Raw genomic sequence first — 18,432 nt, 5'->3', positions numbered from 1 at the left:
AGATTTTTTATATGGGAAGTTTCAAAAATTTTATAATAAAAAGGCTTGTTTAAAACCAAAAACAGGAAGATGCGTTCATATTCAGGCACGCATTTTTTACTGAAAATGGAATTTAATATTGCAAATAAACTGAAATATTACTAGGTCTTTGTACCTATTTTTTGTTAAGCAATCGTAAATATAATGCGGTTTTTGTAAAACTGTAAAAAAAAATAAATGCACAATTGTTAGAAAACTTGTATAATCGAATTTGTAGATGAAAATGTCTGATAATTCTTGATGCTTTCATCTACTAAAATGAAGCATATAAAAAGGGGAGGTACAACGAGTGAAAAAGTCAAAATTAACATTCCTAATGGCTCTGACTTTAATTTTCAGCTTGTTCCTAGCAGCATGCTCAGGCGGCAAGGACGAAGCTAAAGATCCTAAGCCAGAAGGAAACGACGGCACGAAAACTGAAAAGCCAGCAGAACCACAAGTTTTAAACCTGACTGAAGTTGCAGAGCTTCCATCTCTTGACGTAAGTAAAGCAGAGGATGCTGCATCATTCCAAGTACTTAACAACGTTATGGAAGGACTTTATCGTCTTGATAAGACTGATAAGCCAGTTCCAGGTGTTGCAGAAAGCCATGAAGTAAGCGAAGACGGAAAAGTTTACACTTTCAAAATTCGTAAAGATGCAAAGTGGAGCAACGGTGACCCTGTTACCGCTAAAGACTTTGTTTATTCTTACCACAGAACACTTAATAAAGACTCCGCTGGTTCATACCAGTACATCATGGGTGATATCAAGAACGTAAACAAAATCATCAACCCTGAAGATCCAATGTACGGAAAAGTTGAGGAGCTTGGTGTAGTTGCAAAAGACGACCACACTCTTGAAATCACTCTTGAGAACGCAGTTCCTTATTTCGTAGGTTTGACTTCATTTGCTACATTCTACCCGCAAAATCAAAAATTCGTTGAGTCTCAAGGCGACAAGTACGCTCTTGAAGCTAACACTTTAGTATACAACGGTCCTTTCGTACTTTCTGAGTGGAAACACGAAGAAAGCTGGAAAATGGTTAAGAACGACCAGTATTGGGATAAAGACAGCGTTAAGCTTGATGAAATCAACGTTAACGTAGTTAAAGATGTTGGTACAGACCTTAACCTTTACAACACAAACCAAAACGATCTAGTTGGTCTTTCTTCTGAGTATGTTGATCAGTACAAAGACAACGCAGATTTCAAAACAGAAACAGAAGCTACAATGTGGTACCTAAAGATGAACCAGAAGAACCCTGTGTTCAAGAACGTAAACGTACGTAAAGCTTTCTCACAAGCAATCGACAAAGAGTCTATGGTTAAAGTTATCCTTAACAACGGATCTGTAGCTGCTAACTACTTAGTACCAGCTAACTTCACTAACATTGATGGCGAAGATTTCCGTGCGAAGTACAAAGATGGTTTCCACGCGTTTGATGCAGCGAAAGCTAAATCTGACTGGGAAGCTGGACTTAAAGAACTTAAGAAAGACAAAGTAGAAGTTGAATTCCTAGTTGGTGACACTGAATCATCAATTAAACTTGCTACTTACATCGCAGCACAGCTTGAAAAGAGCCTTCCAGGCCTTAAAGTTACACTTAACCCGCAGCCGTTCAAAAACCGTCTAGATCTTGAAAACAAAGGTCAATACGATTTCGAACTTGCTGGATGGGGACCTGACTATCAGGATTCTATGACTTTCCTTGATATGTTTGTAACTGACGGCGGTCACAACCGTATGGAATACTCTAACAAGAAATATGATGATCTAATCAAATCTGCTAAAACTGATCTTTCTGACCTTAAAAAGCGTTGGGAAAACCTTCAAGAAGCAGAACGCATCCTTCTTGAAGAAGATGCTGCAATCGCACCTCTATACCAAAGAGGACGTGCTCTACTCGTAAAACCTTATGTTAAAGATGTTTTCAAGCACGGATTTGGTGCTGACTACAGCTACAAGTGGGCTTACATCGAAGGTAAACAGTAAAACTAGAGTTATTCAGGAGAGTATATGTCGTCCTGACATATACTCTTTTTTTGCCTATAACCTTGAAAATTATTGGATAATTCAGATTCCAGTTCCTATAGAGCAAGAATAGAGGAGGGTCATAATATGGGGAAATATGTACTTAAAAGAATCGGCTACATGCTCCTTACGCTGTTTATTATTGCTTCAGTAACGTTTTTCTTGATGAAGTTGCTGCCTGGTTCGCCATTCAACAATGAAGACCGTTTAAGTGATACGCAAAAGGAAATTTTATTGGATAAGTATGGTTTGAACGAACCTGTACCTGTTCAATATGTGAAATACATGACAGCATTAGCTCAAGGAGACCTTGGCATCTCATTCCAGTTTGACGGTCGCCCTGTTTCTACACTAATCGGTGAACGAATTGGCGCATCCGCGTTTTTAGGAATGCAATCTTTAATACTCGGTACGGTACTTGGACTAATTCTTGGTACGATTGCCGCCATCCGGCATAATTCGTGGGTGGACTATTCTGCCACGGTTGCATCCGTACTCGGGCTTTCCATACCTTCATTCGTTTTTGCAAGTTTGCTTCAATATTATGTAGGAGTTAAATTGCAATGGCTTCCTGTAGCATTCTGGACAACATGGGAGCATACTATTCTGCCATCTATCGCTTTATCGTTAGTAGTAATCGCCACAACATCCCGTTTTATGCGTACCGAAATTTTAGAAGTACTTGGGCAAGACTACATTATTACCGCGCGTTCAAAAGGATTGAGCAACGCGAGAGTCATCGTAACGCATGCAATCCGCAACGCCATGATTCCCGTTATCACAATCTTGGGGCCATTGGCAGTAAACTTGATCACAGGCACTCTTGTTATTGAAAGAATATTCAGTGTTCCTGGTCTTGGCCAGCAGTTCGTATCTTCTATCGCAACTAATGATTACCCGGTAATCATGGGGACTACACTGTTTTACAGCACACTTTTCATTGGCGTCATTTTATTAGTAGATATTCTATACGGAATCATTGATCCGCGTATTCGAATTTCAGGAGGGAAGGAATAATGAGCTTACCAAAACACGAGATCAGCACAGAGTTGTTTCAGCCTGCCCAAGTCCGAAAAGAGAATAAAGAGGTCATCGCCCGTCCGAGTATCAGCTTCTGGAAAGATGCATGGATTCGTCTTCGTAAAAATAAAGCAGCAGTAACAGGTTTGATCATTATTGTGTTTATCGCACTTATGGCTTTCATAGGACCGCAAATGAGCAAATATGGCTTTAATGATCAGGATCTTATGAGAGTAAACTTACCGCCGAAAGTTCAAGGTCTTGAAAACATTTCTTTCCTAGGACTTGATGGTGTTGATATCCGCGGCATGGACCAATATAAGCTGAAGCAGCAGAAAGATTACTTCTGGTTTGGAACAGATGCACTTGGCCGCGACCAATGGACGCGCATCTGGGAAGGAACACAAGTATCACTTTTGATCGCGTTTGTTGCTGCAATACTAGATTTGCTGATCGGTATCACATACGGTGGTATCTCAGCATTCTACGGCGGCAAGACCGACAACTATATGCAGCGTTTTATTGAAATCTTGATCGGTATACCAAACTTGGTTATTATTATCTTGCTTATTTTGATTCTGAAGCCAGGTATAACATCCATCATTATCGCGATGGCCATCTCTGGATGGACCGGTATGGCGCGTATCGTCCGCGCACAGATTTTGAAACTGAAAGGCCAAGAATTCGTATTAGCATCAAGAACTTTAGGTGCAGGAGATAAGAGACTTGTATCCAAGCACCTTATTCCGAACGTATTAGGACCGATCATTATCACAACAACATTTACAATTCCGACAGCGATTTTCTTTGAAGCATTCTTGAGCTTTATCGGATTAGGTCTTCGTCCTCCGACAGCTTCCCTAGGGTCGCTAGTAAACGAAGGGTTTAGATCGCTTCAGATTTTCCCTCACCTTATGCTTATACCTTCAATCATTATCAGCTTGCTGATGATTAGCTTTAACATGCTGGGTGATGGACTGAGAGACGCTTTAGATCCGAAAATGCGTAAATAGGGGGAGTATGAATGGAAAAGCTATTAGAATTAAAAAATGTGCATGTCTCCTTCAACACATATGGAGGCGAAGTTAAAGCGGTTCGCGGTGTAAACCTTCAGCTCGATAAAGGGGAATCACTTGCGATCGTAGGTGAGTCCGGGTCTGGTAAATCGGTAACATCCAAGGCTGTTATGCGCCTGCTGCCTGCTAAGACCAGTAAAATTAAAGAAGGTCAGATCCTGTTTGAAGGCAAAGATCTTGTAAAAGCATCGAATAGAGAGATGGAAAAAATCCGCGGTGCTGAAATCTCAATGATCTTCCAGGACCCGATGACTTCTCTTAACCCGACCATGACTGTTGGAAAGCAAATCATGGAAGGGCTTAGAAAGCACCAGAACATGTCAAAAGGTGAAGCAAAGGAACGTGCAATCAACCTGCTTAAGCTTGTAGGCATTCCTAATCCGGAAGTACGTGTGCAAGAATATCCGCACCAGTTCTCCGGTGGTATGAGACAGCGTGTTGTTATCGCGATCGCACTTGCATGTAATCCGAAATTATTGATTGCCGATGAGCCGACAACAGCTCTTGACGTTACCATTCAGGCACAGATCCTTGATCTGATGCGTGATCTTCAGGAAAAGACAGGTACAGCGATTATCCTGATCACACACGATCTTGGTGTTGTTGCAAACCTTGCACAGCGTGTAGCGGTTATGTATGGCGGAACAATCGTCGAGACTGGTACAGTTGATGAAATATTCTACAAGCCAAAGCACCCTTATACTTGGGGACTGCTTGCTTCCATGCCTAAGCTGCATGCTGAGTCTAAAGAGCTTCTTGCCATTCCAGGTACGCCACCGGACTTGCTGAATCCGCCAAAAGGATGCCCTTTTGCGGCGCGTTGTCCGTATGCTATGGAAGTGTGTGTAGAACATATGCCAGAAGCTTATGATGTATCCACAAGCCACAAAGCGGCTTGCTGGCTTCTAGATGAGCGAGCTCCTAAAGTAGAGCCGCCTGAAGAGGCTTTAGTAGGAGGTGCTCGTTAATGTCAGTAAAAGATAGAGAAGTTTTATTAGAAGTTAAAGGGCTTAAAAAGTACTTTGAAGTTGGAAAGAAACAAGTGCTAAAAGCTGTTGACAACGTTTCATTCGAGATTTACAAAGGCGAGACTCTCGGACTTGTAGGAGAATCTGGGTGCGGTAAGTCTACTACAGGACGTACGATCATCCGTCTTTATGGTGCAACAGAAGGCGAAGTTAACTATGAAGGTGAAAACGTTCATGGTAAAAAATCGCGTAAAGATCTTAAAAAGTTCAATCGTAAGATGCAAATGATTTTCCAAGACCCTTACGCATCTCTTAACCCTCGTATGACAGTAAAAGACATTATTGCCGAGGGAATAGACATTCACGGACTTGCAAAAAACGACAAAGAGCGTGATGCACGTGTATATGAACTGCTTGAAACAGTAGGCTTAAACAAAGATCACGCAAACCGTTATCCGCATGAATTCTCAGGAGGACAGCGCCAGCGTATCGGGATCGCCCGCGCTCTTGCAGTTGACCCGGACTTTATCATTGCCGATGAGCCGATTTCTGCATTGGACGTTTCCATCCAGGCGCAGGTCGTCAACTTGATGATGAAGCTGCAAAAAGAAAGAGGCTTAACATATCTCTTTATCGCTCATGACCTTTCAATGGTTAAGCATATATCTGACCGTGTTGGAGTAATGTACCTTGGAAGCATGGTAGAACTTACAGGAAGCGACATGCTCTATGAAGAGCCTCTTCACCCTTACACGCAGGCTTTGCTTTCTGCCATTCCTGTACCAGATCCAGAAGTGGAACGCAGCCGTGAAAGAATTATCCTTGAAGGAGATGTTCCTTCACCGATCAATCCTCCAAGCGGATGCCGCTTCCGAACACGCTGCCCTCATGCAATGGACGTTTGTGCAGCTGTTGAGCCAAAATGGCTCGAAGCACGAGAAGGCCATTGGGTAGCTTGTCATCTTTATGACGAAGAAGCAATGAAACAAAACTAATCGGTTTTCAAAAATGAGATCTCCTGTATAACAGGAGGTCTTTTTATGTTAAAATAAATGTATTAAAGCGGATTCATCATGTGATGCGCCTATTTTTATGCGGATCTTCATGTGTTTATACAGTGAGAAATGGAGTTGTCGAAACATGAAATTATCATTCGTACTGGATAGTGCAAGTGATTACAGAATAGAGCCTATTACTGGCTACCCGCTCGTCATCGTTCCTTTAAACGTGCAGTTTGGAGAAGATCAATACTTAGACGGCGTAAATATTACTGAAAATGAATTTTACGAGAGAATGGGAAGAGAGCCTGAATTGCCAAAGACAAGTCAGCCTTCTCCACATGCCTTCTTAGAAACGTTTAAGACCGAGATCGATAAAGGCCAGGTAGTTATCTATCTCGGTCTATCAAAAAATTTGAGCGGGACATTGCAAAGCGCTACACTCGCAAAAAGCATGCTGGATGAAGCTGATCAAAATAAAATTTTCATCGTTGATACGGGAATCGCTTCAGGCGGTGTTCATGTTTTATACGAAAGAGCAGTCCAGCTTGCTGCTGAAGGGAAAAATCCTGAGGAAATTTGTTCTGTATTGAACGGAGAGAAAAAGGATATTACTGCGTACGTTCTGCTGGAAACGCTGGAAAACTTGAAAAAAGGCGGAAGAATATCTGCTGTTCAAGGAGCGATAGCAGGCATGCTCAATATTAAACCGCTTATCTCGATTCATGACGGCGTGGTAGAAACGATCGGGAAATTCCGCGGCAGGAAAAAGGGAATTACTAAGCTGAATGAAATGATTCAGGAATGGCGCCAGAATAACCCTGAGAAAAAGCTGTTTATCATCCATAGCTTAAACTCAAAAGAAGAAGTATTACAAGAATTCAACACATCTTTAAATCTTGATACGTTTAAGAATATCTCTTTCACAAGATTTGGGAGTACGATCGGTACGTATTCTGGAAACAATGCGATTGGTTTTATCTATTATTAATATATGATACAAATAAGCACTCTGTTTTCCTTTAGGAAACAGAGTGCTTTAATGTTTGGCGGTTTTGTTCATTTTCAACCATCCTATCTAGTTTTTGAAGCATTTTTATCGTTCTTTCATCATCCATCTGTCTGTAATGGTGCATTCCACCGGGTTCTTCATCCATTTCATCAGCCCTCGCTACGGCTTCCTGCAGCGGTGTGCGCGCTAAAGAGCTTTCAGGAAGATAGGAATCAGTATGAAGCAGGATGGCAAGTGCGATTTCTTTTGCCTTTTTTGGATCTTCACCAAGTCGGACAAGAAGCTTGTGAGCCCGCTCGGCTCCTTTGATCGCATGAATGTCATTTTCTTTGTAAAGGTCATAATCCCATGTACCGTTATTGTACCATGTGTAATGGCCAATATCATGCAGCAGTGCAGCTTTGGCAGCAGAATCAGGATCAGCGCCATTTTCCTTAGCAATATGGAAAGCGTGATATGCAGTTGAGACAGCATGTACGATTCCCGCTCGCTTCATGTATTTTTGGGCATATGGATGAGTGAAAATTTCAGTTAGAGTCACTTTTCTCATGTGCAATTCTCCTTTCTTTAAAAAAGTATTTCTAAATAATATACCATTTTTCATAAACAATTACAAATATAAAAAAGCTGAGAGGCATACTCTCAGCTTTTAAAATATTCAGTCCATCGGCTGTCAACAAGTGACTTAATATCATCTCGTGTCTCAACGACTGGCGGATAGAACGGCTTCATGCGTGCATCAATAATAATGGTGCCTTCATATTTCACACGATTGCGGTCGATCGTTCCCTTTGCATACACATCATACGCCGGATCAAACCTTGTGAAAACGGTCCATAAAAAGGAGGACTGTTTACGTGCAATCGAAGCATCGTCGACGAGCACCACGAGCGGCCAGCCTTTAAATGCCTCTCCGGATGTTTGCAAGAGAGCTTCTGCATAATCAGGTGCTTCATCAAATGATGGACCAGAAACGCATAAGCATCCTCCGCAGAATACTTCAATGTTTCCTGCACCGCCAACTGGGCCTCCATTATACGTTCTCTGAAGCTCTCTGACTGGTTCTCCAAGACCGGTCATGATCGCTTTTGAACCCGTATTCAACTTTCTGCCTGTATAATCGAGAGTATCCATCGATGTATCATGGATGATAAGAAGATCACGCTCAGGAAGAAACCGTTCAAGAACACCTTCAAGCAGTTCGCTGAAATTTTGCAGATTGACAGGTTTGTTCGTGACCATCAAAAACTTTGTAAGTGTAAGCTGTCCTTCACCCATGATTCTGAATGCATGAGCAAGTCCTTCTTTGTAGTAAGATTCTCTTACGACAGCTCCAGCAAGTGCATGGAAGCCGGTTTCAGCATATGTCCATAAGTCACGCACTCCGTTCATAACAACCGGGAAAAGCGGGCTCATCAAGCGCTGAAGGTATTCCCCGATAAAATAATCTTCCTGGCGCGGCTTTCCGACAACTGTTGCTGGGTAGATCGCGTCTTTCCTTTTCCACATTTTTTCAACATTAAATACGGGAAAGTCATGTGCCCAAGAATAGTAGCCGTAATGGTCGCCGAACGGTCCTTCTGGTTCCCGGATTCGGGGAGGTACGTGCCCGCCAAACGCAAATTCAGCTTCTGCGATTAAGGGATGAGGGTGTCCGTCCACTTTTGTTAGCTTTAGTTTTTCTCCCATAAGAAGCGATGAAAACATCAATTCAGGTACAGCTTCAGGAAGAGGAGCTATAGCACTGATCATTAGTGAAGGAGGTCCGCCTAAAAACAGTGTTACAGGAAGAGCCTCATTTTTCTTTTCAGCAGCATGATAGTGAAACCCGCCGCCTTTATGAATCTGCCAGTGAATGCCTGTTTTCTTCGGTTCTTTTATTTCAATCCTGTACATCCCGAGGTTGTGCTCATGCTTGTCCGGATGCTCGGTATAAACAAGAGGAAGAGTAACAAACGGATTTGAATCCAAATGCCAGCCTGTAAGCGCTGGAAGGTCTTTCATATTGAAGTTCTGTGTGCTCACATCCGTGATCGGTGCAGACTTCTCAGATACCATCTTCGTACCAAGGGATGTTACGTCTTTAATCAGTCCTTTTCTTTTCCAAAGTGCAGAAAAGGTAGGAGGCATCAGTTCATCAATAGAAGAAACAAGATCTTTAACGATTTTTTCTGGCTTCGGACCGAATGCCATATCTACTCTTCGGATTGTTCCAAAAAGGTTTGTGACGACTGGGATGTCCTTGCCTTTAACATTGGTGAACAGCAATGCAGGTCCTTGCTCATCGATAACCCTTCTGTGAAGTTCAGGGATTTCAAGGTATGGATCAACTTCTTTTGTAATAGTAATGATTTCTTTTTCTTTTTGCAGCATGCTGATAAAACTGCGAAGGTTAGTATGCATGGTTACACCTCTTTATGTAGAATCCAATTTCATTATAGCTGTTTTTTAGCCGCGGCAGTAAAAAAACAGCCATAAAGAGGCTGTTTTCACATAATCGTTGAATATTCTATTTCCGGCGTTGAACTTTTTTCCAATTTTCCTGAAAACCTTGTGACTGCGAAAGGAAAAAGCTCTTCTTTTTTCCTCCAAAAAAAGTTTGAGCAATAAATCGGGAAATGGTACCCATTAAAGCGGTCAAACTGATTAAGCAAAGTGCCAGCAGTGTCAGGTCAATGAGGTATTCTTTCATCGAAGCCTCCTTATTGGTTAAAAAGAAAAATTTACTAATTCTATTGTAAACAATGATAAGAAAGTTAGAAAGAGGGGAAATTAAATAAAATAACCGTCGAAAACGTCGTTGCTGTGAAAGAAAGCGATGAAGCTGTTGATTTCCGTTTCAGCTAGACAGGTGAGCCCCTTTGCCGCTACGCTACCTTAAGGGTCTCTCCTGTCCCACTCGTCCCGCTGGAGTCGGCGCCTTACACTCCAATCAACTTAATCAGGGATGTTCATGAAAGTACAAACGCTGCAATTCATGACGACGAAGACAACGTTTGTATACCACAAGAGGAAGCAGAAGAGAACAAAAGCTACCTTTTGTAAACAAAAGAAATGACAGCCTTGTGGAACTCGCAAATAATGCAGGACAGTTCACATTAGCAAGCCCATTTACTACACATTCAAAGCAACAATCTGTAAGGAAAGCCCAAATAAATCAGAGGAGAGTGGAGCAATGAACTGGTATGACAAACTGAATCAATATTTCCCGATAGAAGAAATGAAATCAAAAGAACATATTGAACTTCTATTAAAAGATAAAGGCGAAATTTATCATAAAGATGAAGGAAAGTATCATGTCCTAATGTACGTGGAGCTCGATGACTTCATTTTCATTGATTATTTATTTGTCTCCAAAAACGCTAGAGGAAAAGGAATCGGACACGAACTTTTAGAAAAACTGAAAAGCAAGGGGAAAACGATCATTCTGGAAGTAGAACCCGTAGATTATGAAGATACTGATACGGAAAAAAGGCAGCGTTTTTATAAAAGAGAAGGCTTTAAACACGCAGCAGCGATCGGCTATAGAAGAAAATCGCTTGCAACAGGGAAAGTAAATGAGATGGAGATATTGTATTGGTCTCCGAGCAAAGAATCTGAAGAATCTATTTATGAAAACATGAAAAAGACGTATAATGAGATACACACATATAAAGATGTGGAGCTGTATGGAGAAAAATATCAGTCTGCCTCTGAAGTTCTTACTATAAAAGATGCAGTAAAAGACAGCTCTCATATTGCAGACTAATTTTCCTTATTAATAAAGGAGGATGATGCAAATGAAACATAATGGCCGAAAGAAAAAAAGCAAGCGCGAGCTCCTGAAGGAAATGCTGAAGAAGAACTTGAAAAAATTGACCCCGGGATTGTCTCGAAAAGGGCCTGCTTCATCGATTAATAAGACTAGCGCATAAGGGTTTTCCTACAAATAGTTAGTAAGCTCAAGAGTCGTTTCAACATGATTCTTGAGCATTTTTGTTTTTTATTGTTTTTTTTATGTTTTATGAAACTTTTCTTTGGGTAATACGTCTATATATAATGATGGATACATAGAAGCACGGTTTTGTATAAGTTTTGTAAAATTACAATGAGTGCTTTCTTTAACTAAAATTATGTAGTATAATATCAAATATGATTAAATAACTTTTTTAAAGTGACATAATCATATAAGAGGGGAAGGAGAGATCCAATATGGTCACACTATTTACTTCGCCGAGCTGTACATCATGCCGAAAAGCAAAAGCATGGTTGAAAGAGAATGATATTCCTTATTCAGAAAGAAACATCTTTTCAGAGCCTTTATCAATAGAAGAAGTAAAGCAAATTCTCCGTATGACTGAAGACGGAACGGATGAAATTATCTCTACACGTTCTAAAACGTTTCAGGAGCTGGATATCCAGCTGGAGTCAATGCCTTTGCAGGATCTTTATCAGCTTATCGCAGATAACCCGGGGCTGCTCAGACGCCCGATTATCCTAGATGAAAAGCGTCTGCAAGTAGGCTATAACGAAGATGAAATCAGACGGTTCCTTCCGCGCAAGGTAAGGACATTCCATTTGTTGGAAGCTCAGCGGCTAGTAAATGAATAAACGTAAGGACTTCTGCTTTAACCGGCAGAAGTCCTTTTTTGTATTTTTAACTTTTTATAAAATCAAGAATCTATGCAGTTAAATGCATAACTAAGGCTGACGCATAAGATAGTGCGACAGCCTAAGTTATTATCTTTTCTTAACAAATACTTTGTTTCTGATCCATCCTAAGAGCATCACACCTATAATAATAAACGCTGTAACAATGTATGTCAGAGCAGGATTATCTTTGAATAACGATGCAAAAGCTTCCTCTGATGTAATCATGCCAGCTGCTGTAAAGGCAAGAACGCCAGCACCTATGTACACGAGCAAGGGATATCTTTCAAGAAAGTGCAAGATAATCTTGCTTCCCCAAATAATAATCGGTACAGAAATAACCAAACCTGCAATGACGAGTGTAATGTTACCGTGAGCAGCCCCTGCGACAGCTAATACATTATCAAGTCCCATAGCGATATCTGCAAAAACAATGGTTTTGATAGCGTCAGCTAGACTCTTGCCTGGCTTGATGCTGTTTTCTTCTTCTTGATCAACCAAAAGCTGATATGAGATATACACGAGCATTAATCCGCCTACAAAATACAGATAAGGAATCTTAAGAAGGTAAACGGCTAAGATGGTTAAAACAATTCTTAAGATAATGGCAAGCCCAGTACCGAGGAATATAGCTTTGTTTCGCTGATGTTCCGGAAGGTTTCGGCTTGCCAGTGCAATAACGATGGCGTTATCCCCGCCAAGAAGAATATCGATTGCGATGATTTGCAGAAGTGACAGCAGAAAATCCGGTTCCATCGTGAACCTCCTCGTGAAAGATGAAAACAAGGGTAATATATGGTACAATATTTTAACCTTATAGACTTTCTGACAAAAAGTCAACTTGTCCGGCATGAGGTTTCTATCATGAAACGGCCGGAAAAAAGGGCGTTGCTACAAGCCTTTTTTATTTCCATCTTTGCTGTTCTGTCATAGAATAAAGTACAAGAGTTTAGAATGGATTCATTGTTCACTCTGTTGGGAATAGAATAAATAACAATTAAAAATTGGGGAATTTGTCCCTTCACAAAATTAAAAAGGAGAAGGGAGAGAAGCAATATGGAAATCGAAAGAGTCAACGAATTTACAATAAAATTCTTTATTACTTACCGTGATATTGAACATAGAGGCTTTGACCGGGAAGAAATTTGGTCAAACCGGGAACGTGGCGAAGAACTGTTTTGGGAGATGATGGACGAAGCTCATCAAATGGAGCAGTTTCCTTTAGAAGGGCCATTGTGGATTCAAGTGCAGGCACTGGATAAAGGTCTGGAAATCATTGTCACAAGAGCTCAGATGTCAAAAGACGGGACGAAGATCGAGCTTCCGATCGGAGATGAAAAGCTGGATGTTCCAGTGGATGAAAACATAGAAAAGCTGATTGATCAGCAATTTCAGCAAGACGATGACGATGATGAGGATGATCTCGAGGAACTTGAAGAACTGGATGAAGATTTTCTGTCATTCCTGCTGCATTTTAAGGACTTTGATGACGTGGTAATGCTGAGTCATTCCATTCAAAATGAATCGTTTACAAGTTCGCTGTACCACTTTGAAAACAAGTATTTTCTTTATGTTTCTTTCAATCCGGATGTGCCTGACAAAGAGCAGGATGACTTGCTTGCACAGCTTCTTGAATACGGTCAGGATTCCGGGCTGTCCATACACCGGATACAAGAATACGGAAAAACAATCATGAAAGATCAAGCTTTGCAGGACATTAAGAAAAATTTTCCGCTTTAACCATAAAGCCGATTTCGATTTTTAGAAATCGGTCTTTTTTCTGAATAAAAAGCCTGACAGGAGACGCTAAATGAAAAAAACAGCAAAAATTGCAGTCTTTTTAATCTTGTTGACAGTATTAATCGTTGTTTCATACATCATGAGAGATCACAGTTTTTTTACAGGATTTTCTATTTTGTTTTCTGTAACAGCTCTCTTTATTGCCGTTGTTATTTCTTTAGAGAATCGTCATCCGTCAAGTACTCTCGCTTGGCTCATTGTGTTAGCGCTGTTTCCGTTTTTAGGATTTGTTGTCTATATGTTTGTTGGACAAAGCTATAGGAAAAAGAAAATGTTCTATAAAAAAAGCCTGGAAGATGAAGACATTTATGTGCGGGTAGAAAACAGCCTGCAGCAGGAGAAGTGCGAATTCGGCTGGATGGAGGACCGTCAGAAGCAGTTTCTGAATCTAGCTAGCAAGCTCGGCAAGACGCCGGTTTCTTTTGCGAGCGAGACAGAGGTGCTAGCTAACGGTGATGAAAAATTCGCCGCATTGTTTGATTTAATTGATAAGGCGGAGAGGCATCTTCACTTAGAATATTACATTATCAGACATGATAAAACGGGCACTACATTGAAAGATAAGCTGATCAAAAAAGCAAGGGAGGGTGTGGAAATCCGCTTCTTATATGATGCGGTTGGCTGCCTTGCGCTTTCTCCTTCATTTATATCAGAATTAAGGTCGGCTGGAGTGAATATGGAACCGTTTTTCCCCGTCAAACTGCCGTATTTTAATCAAAAGATCAACTTCCGCAACCATCGGAAAATAGTAGTTGCAGATGGACAATACGGTTTAGTGGGTGGGCTGAACATCGGCGACGAATATATGGGACTAAGTCCATATTACGGTTTCTGGAGAGACACCCATTTAAAAATTACGGGTGAAGCCGTTAACAGCCTCCAGCTCATCTTTCTCCAGGACTGGCGCCATGCGACCGGCGAGAAATTAGTCCCAGAATACTTTATTCATAAATGGGGAAATCCAGGCGGCAAGAATCAAGGCGGGGTTCAGCTTATTGCGGGAGGCCCGGATAATGAGTGGGAAGTCATGAAAAACTTGTACTTTTCCATGATTGTTTCTGCAAAGAAATCGGTCTGGATCGCTTCTCCGTATTTTGTTCCTGATGAAGAGATTTACATGGCATTGAAAGTAGCTGCTCTCAGCGGTATAGATGTAAAGATTCTTGTACCAGATAAACCCGATAAAAAAACGGTATTTTACGCCTCTAGATCCTATTTTGGAGATTTACTAAAAGCGGGGGCTGAAATCTACGAGTATGAGAAAGGCTTCATGCATAGCAAATTTGTTATTGTTGATGGTGAGATTGCATCGGTTGGGACATGTAATATGGACATGAGAAGCTTTCATTTAAACTTTGAGGTTAATGCCTTTTTATATAACACTAAAAGTATCAGCAGTCTGAGCCTCTATTTTGAAAAAGATCTAACTTTTTCAAAAAAGATGACTTTGCTTGATTTTAATAACCGAAAGCTTCGGAATCGGGTATTTGAGTCCCTTGCACGACTGCTTTCACCATTACTTTAGTCATGAAAACAGCCTTTCTGCGGCTGTTTTTTTTCTTGAAGTTCCATCATCATAGTGGAAAAAAGAGATGAGGGATGGTATATGCTGACAGCTATTCATAAAGATAGAAAAATCAGCATGCTTGACGGCTGGAAGAGAGAACAGATTACAGAGATGAACAAAGAAAGTTTTACGTGTCCAATCTGCAGCTGTATCGTGATTCCAAAGCTAGGCAGCAAAAAAATGTGGCACTTTGCTCATAAAGACAATGAAGACTGCAAGGACGATTCAGAAAAAGAATCTTATTATCATCTGCTCGGAAAAAAGCAGCTATTCCGATGGCTAAAGGATTTAGGAAATGAGGCAGAGCTTGAAGCCTATCTGCCGCAGGCAAAACAGCGTGCGGATGTTCTGATCATAGGTAAAGCTGCTATTGAATTTCAGTGTGCCACCATTTCAGAAGAACTAGTTGTTAAGCGGTCAAATGGCTATATGTCAGAAAGACTGCCTGTTTATTGGATTCTTGCAGATAAAAGAGTACGCAGACTAAAAGAGAATGTTTTCAAAGTTTCATCTTACGACTTGGCCATGATGGGGGGAAGAGAACGGTTGATTTTTTTCTGTCCGTTGTCTATGGTATTTCGTACTCTTTCAAATATAAGACCGCTTTCAGCTACAAAAATATTTGCACAGGAAAAAATAATCCCGTTAAAAAAAATGGATATAGCCGCTTTGAACGATGTAAGCATCCAAGAAGATAATAACAAAGAATTCACTGCTTTATGGCTAAGTGAAAAGAAAAAATGGCGGCTGCATTCTTTTCAGTATCACTCCTCAGCTTACAGATATGTTAAAAAAATCTTCAGCATGCACAGTCATTCTCTCGTAAACTTCCCAACTATTTGCGGAGTTCCCTCAAATGAATATTTTCACATCCATACACCGTCTTTTCTTTGGCAGTCATGGGTATGCTTCTATATCCAATCCTGCGCGCCCTTCACTCGGGATGAATTAGCCTCCGCCTTTATTCGCCTTGTTGACAACAGGGTTTTTAGCATCCGAGTCTTTCCTTTTTTGCATGGGAGCTATAAGTCAGCTCTTTTCAACTACGTGAACGATCTGCAGCGAATGGGCTGGTTGAGGGAAACCGATGGCTATTATTCACGGCTGCAGCCTTTTCAATTTCACCGTTCAACTTTAAAAGCATTAGAAGAAGATGAAAGATTAAGTGAAGAAGGTTCAAATTTTAGCCTTGAATGAGTCTTTTCTGGTAAAATGTAGATATCTTTATGTTTAGAAATTACCGTTTTACCAATTATTCAGGAGGTGTTTTTGATGGCTCAGACTAAAACAAAATCCTTGCCAAAACGAAACGAAATCGCAGTAGAAGACACGTGGGATTTAGAAGCGATTTATGCAAGTGATGAAGAGTGGGAGAAGGAGTTTACTTCAATTAAAGAGCTTCTTCCAGCGATCAAAGATTATCAAGGAACGCTTGGTGACTCAGCAGAAGCGCTTTATAACTTTTTCCAAAGCCAAGATGAAGTGACAAAAAAGCTTGGGAAGCTTTATACATATGCCCATATGCGTTATGACCAAGACACGGCCAATTCTTTTTATCAAAGCCTAAATGATCGTGCATCAACACTAGCCACTCAGGTGAGCAGCACGATGTCGTTTGCGGTCCCGGAAATCTTATCTCTACCTGAAGAAAAAGTGAATAAGTTCGCAGCGGACTATGAACCTTTAAAGCTATATAAACATGCGCTTGACGAGATTAATAGACAGCGTCCTCATGTCCTTTCAAAAGAAGAAGAAGCGCTCCTTGCTGATGTGAGAGAAGTGACAGGAAGCTCAAGCAGCACGTTCGGCATGCTGAATAATGCAGACCTTAAGTTCCCGACAGTGAAGGATGAGAACGGAGAAGAAGTGGAACTGACACACGGCAGATACATCCGCTTTCTTGAGAGCTCCGACCAGAATGTCCGTAAAGAAGCTTTTGAAGCGATGTTCGGCACGTACGGAAACTTTAAAAACACATTTGCGAGCACGCTTTACGGCCAGGTGAAAAAAGACAACTTCTTTGCCCGAGTTCGCAAGTTCGGGTCAGCACGCGAGGCAGCGCTGAACAACAACAACATTCCTGAGAGTGTTTATGAAAACCTGGTTCAGACGGTTAACAGCAACCTTAATCTTCTTCATCGCTATGTCCGTCTGCGCAAAAAAGCTCTTGGAGTCGATGAGCTGCACATGTATGACCTTTACACACCGCTCGTAAAAGATGTGAAAATGGAAATACCTTTTACAGAAGCTAAAAAGCTAGTGGTCGAATCTCTAGCTCCGATGGGGGAAGAGTACGTAAACATCGTGAAGGAAGGCTACGAGAAGAGATGGATCGATGTTCATGAGAACGCTGGCAAGAGAAGCGGTGCTTATTCATCCGGAGCTTATGGCACGATGCCATATATTCTTATGAACTGGCAGGATAACGTAAACAATTTGTTTACACTGACACATGAGATCGGACACTCTGTGCACAGCTATTATACACGTGAGTCTCAGCCGTATCCTTATGCGGACTATTCGATTTTTGTGGCAGAAGTGGCCTCTACATGCAATGAAGCGCTTTTGAACCATTATATGCTGAATAAAACGACAGACAAAAAGGAGAAGCTGTACTTGCTGAACCACCATCTCGAAGGGTTCAGAGGCACAGTCTTCCGCCAGACGATGTTCGCTGAATTCGAGCAGGAAATTCATAAACGTGCAGCAGCAGGCGAGCCGCTGACACCAGAACTGCTGACGAAAATCTACTACGAATTGAACGTTAAGTATTTCGGAAGCGACATCGTGATCGATGAGCAGATTGGCCTTGAATGGGCGCGAATCCCTCATTTTTATTACAATTTCTATGTATACCAATATGCTACAGGCTTCAGTGCAGCTGCTTCTTTATCAAAGCAGATTTTAGAAGAAGGGCAGCCAGCAGTTGACCGCTATATCGAGTTCTTAAAGGCGGGAAGCTCTGACTATCCGATCGAAGTGCTGAAAAAAGCTGGAGTAGATATGACTACTTCTGAGCCGATTGAAAATGCTCTGAAGGTGTTTGAATCGATTCTTGATGAGATGGAAGAGCTTCTTTTTGAGAAGTAAAAACAAAAAGCTGAACCCGCGGCTGTGCGGGTTCAGCTTTTTTTCAGGAAAAGGCGATTATGAAGGCTGCGAATTTTCGACCGGTAATTATGGCAAAGAACAGCCAGGAATACGGCTGAAAATAACAGCGGAATGGATACGAAGAATGGAGCCAGCTGCAACAGAGAGAGAATAAAATAATAAAAGCTTGCTGCCACACCGAACAGACAGACCATAAAA

At 41.2% G+C, this 18,432-nt stretch carries 18 protein-coding genes; 14 read left to right on the top strand and 4 right to left on the bottom strand.

Annotated features, from left to right (window positions below):
• Positions 1–355 precede the first annotated feature (355 nt).
• The 6 genes from CGZ90_RS04000 to CGZ90_RS03975 all read left to right on the top strand — a co-directional run bounded on the left by CGZ90_RS04000 (position 356) and on the right by CGZ90_RS03975 (position 7,106).
• Positions 356–2,014, top strand: coding sequence for a peptide ABC transporter substrate-binding protein (locus CGZ90_RS04000; RefSeq protein WP_094251775.1), 1,659 nt, complete (start codon positions 356–358; stop codon positions 2,012–2,014).
• Positions 2,015–2,140: 126 nt separating this feature from the next.
• The gene (opp3b, locus tag CGZ90_RS03995) at positions 2,141–3,070 is read left to right on the top strand and encodes an oligopeptide ABC transporter permease (RefSeq protein WP_094251034.1); all 930 of its coding nucleotides are present in this window, start codon (positions 2,141–2,143) and stop codon (positions 3,068–3,070) included.
• Positions 3,070–4,086, top strand: coding sequence for an oligopeptide ABC transporter permease (opp3C, locus tag CGZ90_RS03990; RefSeq protein WP_094251033.1), 1,017 nt, complete (start codon positions 3,070–3,072; stop codon positions 4,084–4,086). The genes opp3b and opp3C overlap by 1 nt, the downstream gene beginning before the upstream one ends.
• An 11-nt stretch (positions 4,087–4,097) precedes the next feature.
• Positions 4,098–5,117, top strand: coding sequence for an ABC transporter ATP-binding protein (locus CGZ90_RS03985; protein WP_094251032.1), 1,020 nt, complete (start codon positions 4,098–4,100; stop codon positions 5,115–5,117).
• Positions 5,117–6,112, top strand: coding sequence for an ABC transporter ATP-binding protein (locus tag CGZ90_RS03980; RefSeq protein WP_094251031.1), 996 nt, complete (start codon positions 5,117–5,119; stop codon positions 6,110–6,112). The genes CGZ90_RS03985 and CGZ90_RS03980 overlap by 1 nt, the downstream gene beginning before the upstream one ends.
• Positions 6,113–6,257: 145 nt before the next feature.
• Positions 6,258–7,106, top strand: a complete 849-nt coding sequence (locus tag CGZ90_RS03975) for a DegV family protein (RefSeq protein ID WP_165766756.1) — start codon at positions 6,258–6,260, stop codon at positions 7,104–7,106.
• A gap of 31 nt (positions 7,107–7,137) precedes the next feature.
• Here CGZ90_RS03975 and CGZ90_RS03970 read toward each other — a convergent pair whose 3' ends face one another.
• From CGZ90_RS03970 to CGZ90_RS03960, 3 genes are all read right to left on the bottom strand, one after another.
• Positions 7,138–7,677 carry an HD domain-containing protein gene (locus CGZ90_RS03970; RefSeq protein WP_094251029.1) on the bottom strand — a complete coding sequence of 180 codons (540 nt, stop codon included), beginning with the start codon at positions 7,675–7,677 and terminating at the stop codon, positions 7,138–7,140.
• A 92-nt stretch (positions 7,678–7,769) separates the two neighbouring features.
• Complete coding sequence (locus tag CGZ90_RS03965; protein ID WP_094251028.1) at positions 7,770–9,530, bottom strand: UbiD family decarboxylase; 1,761 nt, start codon at positions 9,528–9,530, stop codon at positions 7,770–7,772.
• A gap of 106 nt (positions 9,531–9,636) precedes the next feature.
• Entirely contained in the window at positions 9,637–9,819 is a 183-nt protein-coding gene (locus tag CGZ90_RS03960) for a hypothetical protein (RefSeq protein WP_094251027.1), read from the bottom strand.
• A 483-nt stretch (positions 9,820–10,302) separates the two neighbouring features.
• On the opposite strand from CGZ90_RS03960, the gene CGZ90_RS03955 reads away from it, so the two are divergent.
• The 3 genes from CGZ90_RS03955 (at position 10,303) to spxA (ending at position 11,717) form a co-directional block, all read left to right on the top strand.
• The gene (locus tag CGZ90_RS03955) at positions 10,303–10,875 is read left to right on the top strand and encodes a GNAT family N-acetyltransferase (RefSeq protein ID WP_094251026.1); all 573 of its coding nucleotides are present in this window, start codon (positions 10,303–10,305) and stop codon (positions 10,873–10,875) included.
• A gap of 31 nt (positions 10,876–10,906) precedes the next feature.
• Positions 10,907–11,041, top strand: coding sequence for a hypothetical protein (locus CGZ90_RS21205; protein WP_276206754.1), 135 nt, complete (start codon positions 10,907–10,909; stop codon positions 11,039–11,041).
• 277 nt (positions 11,042–11,318) lie between these two features.
• A complete protein-coding gene (spxA, locus tag CGZ90_RS03950; protein WP_094251025.1) occupies positions 11,319–11,717 on the top strand; it encodes a transcriptional regulator SpxA in 399 nt (132 codons plus the stop codon).
• A 129-nt stretch (positions 11,718–11,846) separates the two neighbouring features.
• Here spxA and CGZ90_RS03945 read toward each other — a convergent pair whose 3' ends face one another.
• Positions 11,847–12,512 carry a TerC family protein gene (locus CGZ90_RS03945; RefSeq protein ID WP_094251024.1) on the bottom strand — a complete coding sequence of 222 codons (666 nt, stop codon included), beginning with the start codon at positions 12,510–12,512 and terminating at the stop codon, positions 11,847–11,849.
• Between the two features lie 300 nt (positions 12,513–12,812).
• On the opposite strand from CGZ90_RS03945, the gene mecA reads away from it, so the two are divergent.
• From mecA to CGZ90_RS20450, 5 genes are all read left to right on the top strand, one after another.
• Positions 12,813–13,496 carry an adaptor protein MecA gene (gene mecA, locus CGZ90_RS03940; RefSeq protein WP_094251023.1) on the top strand — a complete coding sequence of 228 codons (684 nt, stop codon included), beginning with the start codon at positions 12,813–12,815 and terminating at the stop codon, positions 13,494–13,496.
• A 70-nt stretch (positions 13,497–13,566) separates the two neighbouring features.
• The gene (gene cls / locus CGZ90_RS03935) at positions 13,567–15,081 is read left to right on the top strand and encodes a cardiolipin synthase (RefSeq protein WP_094251022.1); all 1,515 of its coding nucleotides are present in this window, start codon (positions 13,567–13,569) and stop codon (positions 15,079–15,081) included.
• Between the two features lie 81 nt (positions 15,082–15,162).
• Positions 15,163–16,320: a competence protein CoiA gene (locus CGZ90_RS03930; protein ID WP_094251021.1), complete on the top strand. Its 1,158-nt coding sequence runs from the start codon at positions 15,163–15,165 to the stop codon at positions 16,318–16,320.
• 75 nt (positions 16,321–16,395) lie between these two features.
• Positions 16,396–18,213, top strand: a complete 1,818-nt coding sequence (pepF, locus tag CGZ90_RS03925; protein ID WP_205727367.1) for an oligoendopeptidase F — start codon at positions 16,396–16,398, stop codon at positions 18,211–18,213.
• Positions 18,203–18,388, top strand: a complete 186-nt coding sequence (locus CGZ90_RS20450; protein WP_133063546.1) for a hypothetical protein — start codon at positions 18,203–18,205, stop codon at positions 18,386–18,388. Before pepF ends, CGZ90_RS20450 begins: the two co-directional genes overlap by 11 nt.
• Positions 18,389–18,432 lie beyond the last annotated feature (44 nt).

This window comes from Fictibacillus aquaticus (genome assembly GCF_002245695.1).
In the GTDB taxonomy this organism is placed as follows: domain Bacteria; phylum Bacillota; class Bacilli; order Bacillales; family Fictibacillaceae; genus Fictibacillus; species Fictibacillus aquaticus.
Note: the sequence above shows the minus strand (reverse complement) of the source record. Positions and strands in the feature narration are given on the sequence as shown.

Bases quoted from the DNA above. Each gene is read 5' to 3' on its own strand.
- CGZ90_RS04000 (WP_094251775.1), top strand. From the start codon at position 356: ATGGCTCTGACTTTAATTTTCAGCTTGTTCCTAGCAGCATGCTCAGGC.
- opp3b (WP_094251034.1), top strand. From the start codon at position 2,141: ATGGGGAAATATGTACTTAAAAGAATCGGCTACATGCTCCTTACGCTG.
- opp3C (WP_094251033.1), top strand. From the start codon at position 3,070: ATGAGCTTACCAAAACACGAGATCAGCACAGAGTTGTTTCAGCCTGCC.
- CGZ90_RS03985 (WP_094251032.1), top strand. From the start codon at position 4,098: ATGGAAAAGCTATTAGAATTAAAAAATGTGCATGTCTCCTTCAACACA.
- CGZ90_RS03980 (WP_094251031.1), top strand. From the start codon at position 5,117: ATGTCAGTAAAAGATAGAGAAGTTTTATTAGAAGTTAAAGGGCTTAAA.
- CGZ90_RS03975 (WP_165766756.1), top strand. From the start codon at position 6,258: ATGAAATTATCATTCGTACTGGATAGTGCAAGTGATTACAGAATAGAG.
- CGZ90_RS03970 (WP_094251029.1), bottom strand. From the start codon at position 7,677: ATGAGAAAAGTGACTCTAACTGAAATTTTCACTCATCCATATGCCCAA.
- CGZ90_RS03965 (WP_094251028.1), bottom strand. From the start codon at position 9,530: ATGCATACTAACCTTCGCAGTTTTATCAGCATGCTGCAAAAAGAAAAA.
- CGZ90_RS03960 (WP_094251027.1), bottom strand. From the start codon at position 9,819: ATGAAAGAATACCTCATTGACCTGACACTGCTGGCACTTTGCTTAATC.
- CGZ90_RS03955 (WP_094251026.1), top strand. From the start codon at position 10,303: ATGAACTGGTATGACAAACTGAATCAATATTTCCCGATAGAAGAAATG.
- CGZ90_RS21205 (WP_276206754.1), top strand. From the start codon at position 10,907: ATGAAACATAATGGCCGAAAGAAAAAAAGCAAGCGCGAGCTCCTGAAG.
- spxA (WP_094251025.1), top strand. From the start codon at position 11,319: ATGGTCACACTATTTACTTCGCCGAGCTGTACATCATGCCGAAAAGCA.
- CGZ90_RS03945 (WP_094251024.1), bottom strand. From the start codon at position 12,512: ATGGAACCGGATTTTCTGCTGTCACTTCTGCAAATCATCGCAATCGAT.
- mecA (WP_094251023.1), top strand. From the start codon at position 12,813: ATGGAAATCGAAAGAGTCAACGAATTTACAATAAAATTCTTTATTACT.
- cls (WP_094251022.1), top strand. From the start codon at position 13,567: ATGAAAAAAACAGCAAAAATTGCAGTCTTTTTAATCTTGTTGACAGTA.
- CGZ90_RS03930 (WP_094251021.1), top strand. From the start codon at position 15,163: ATGCTGACAGCTATTCATAAAGATAGAAAAATCAGCATGCTTGACGGC.
- pepF (WP_205727367.1), top strand. From the start codon at position 16,396: ATGGCTCAGACTAAAACAAAATCCTTGCCAAAACGAAACGAAATCGCA.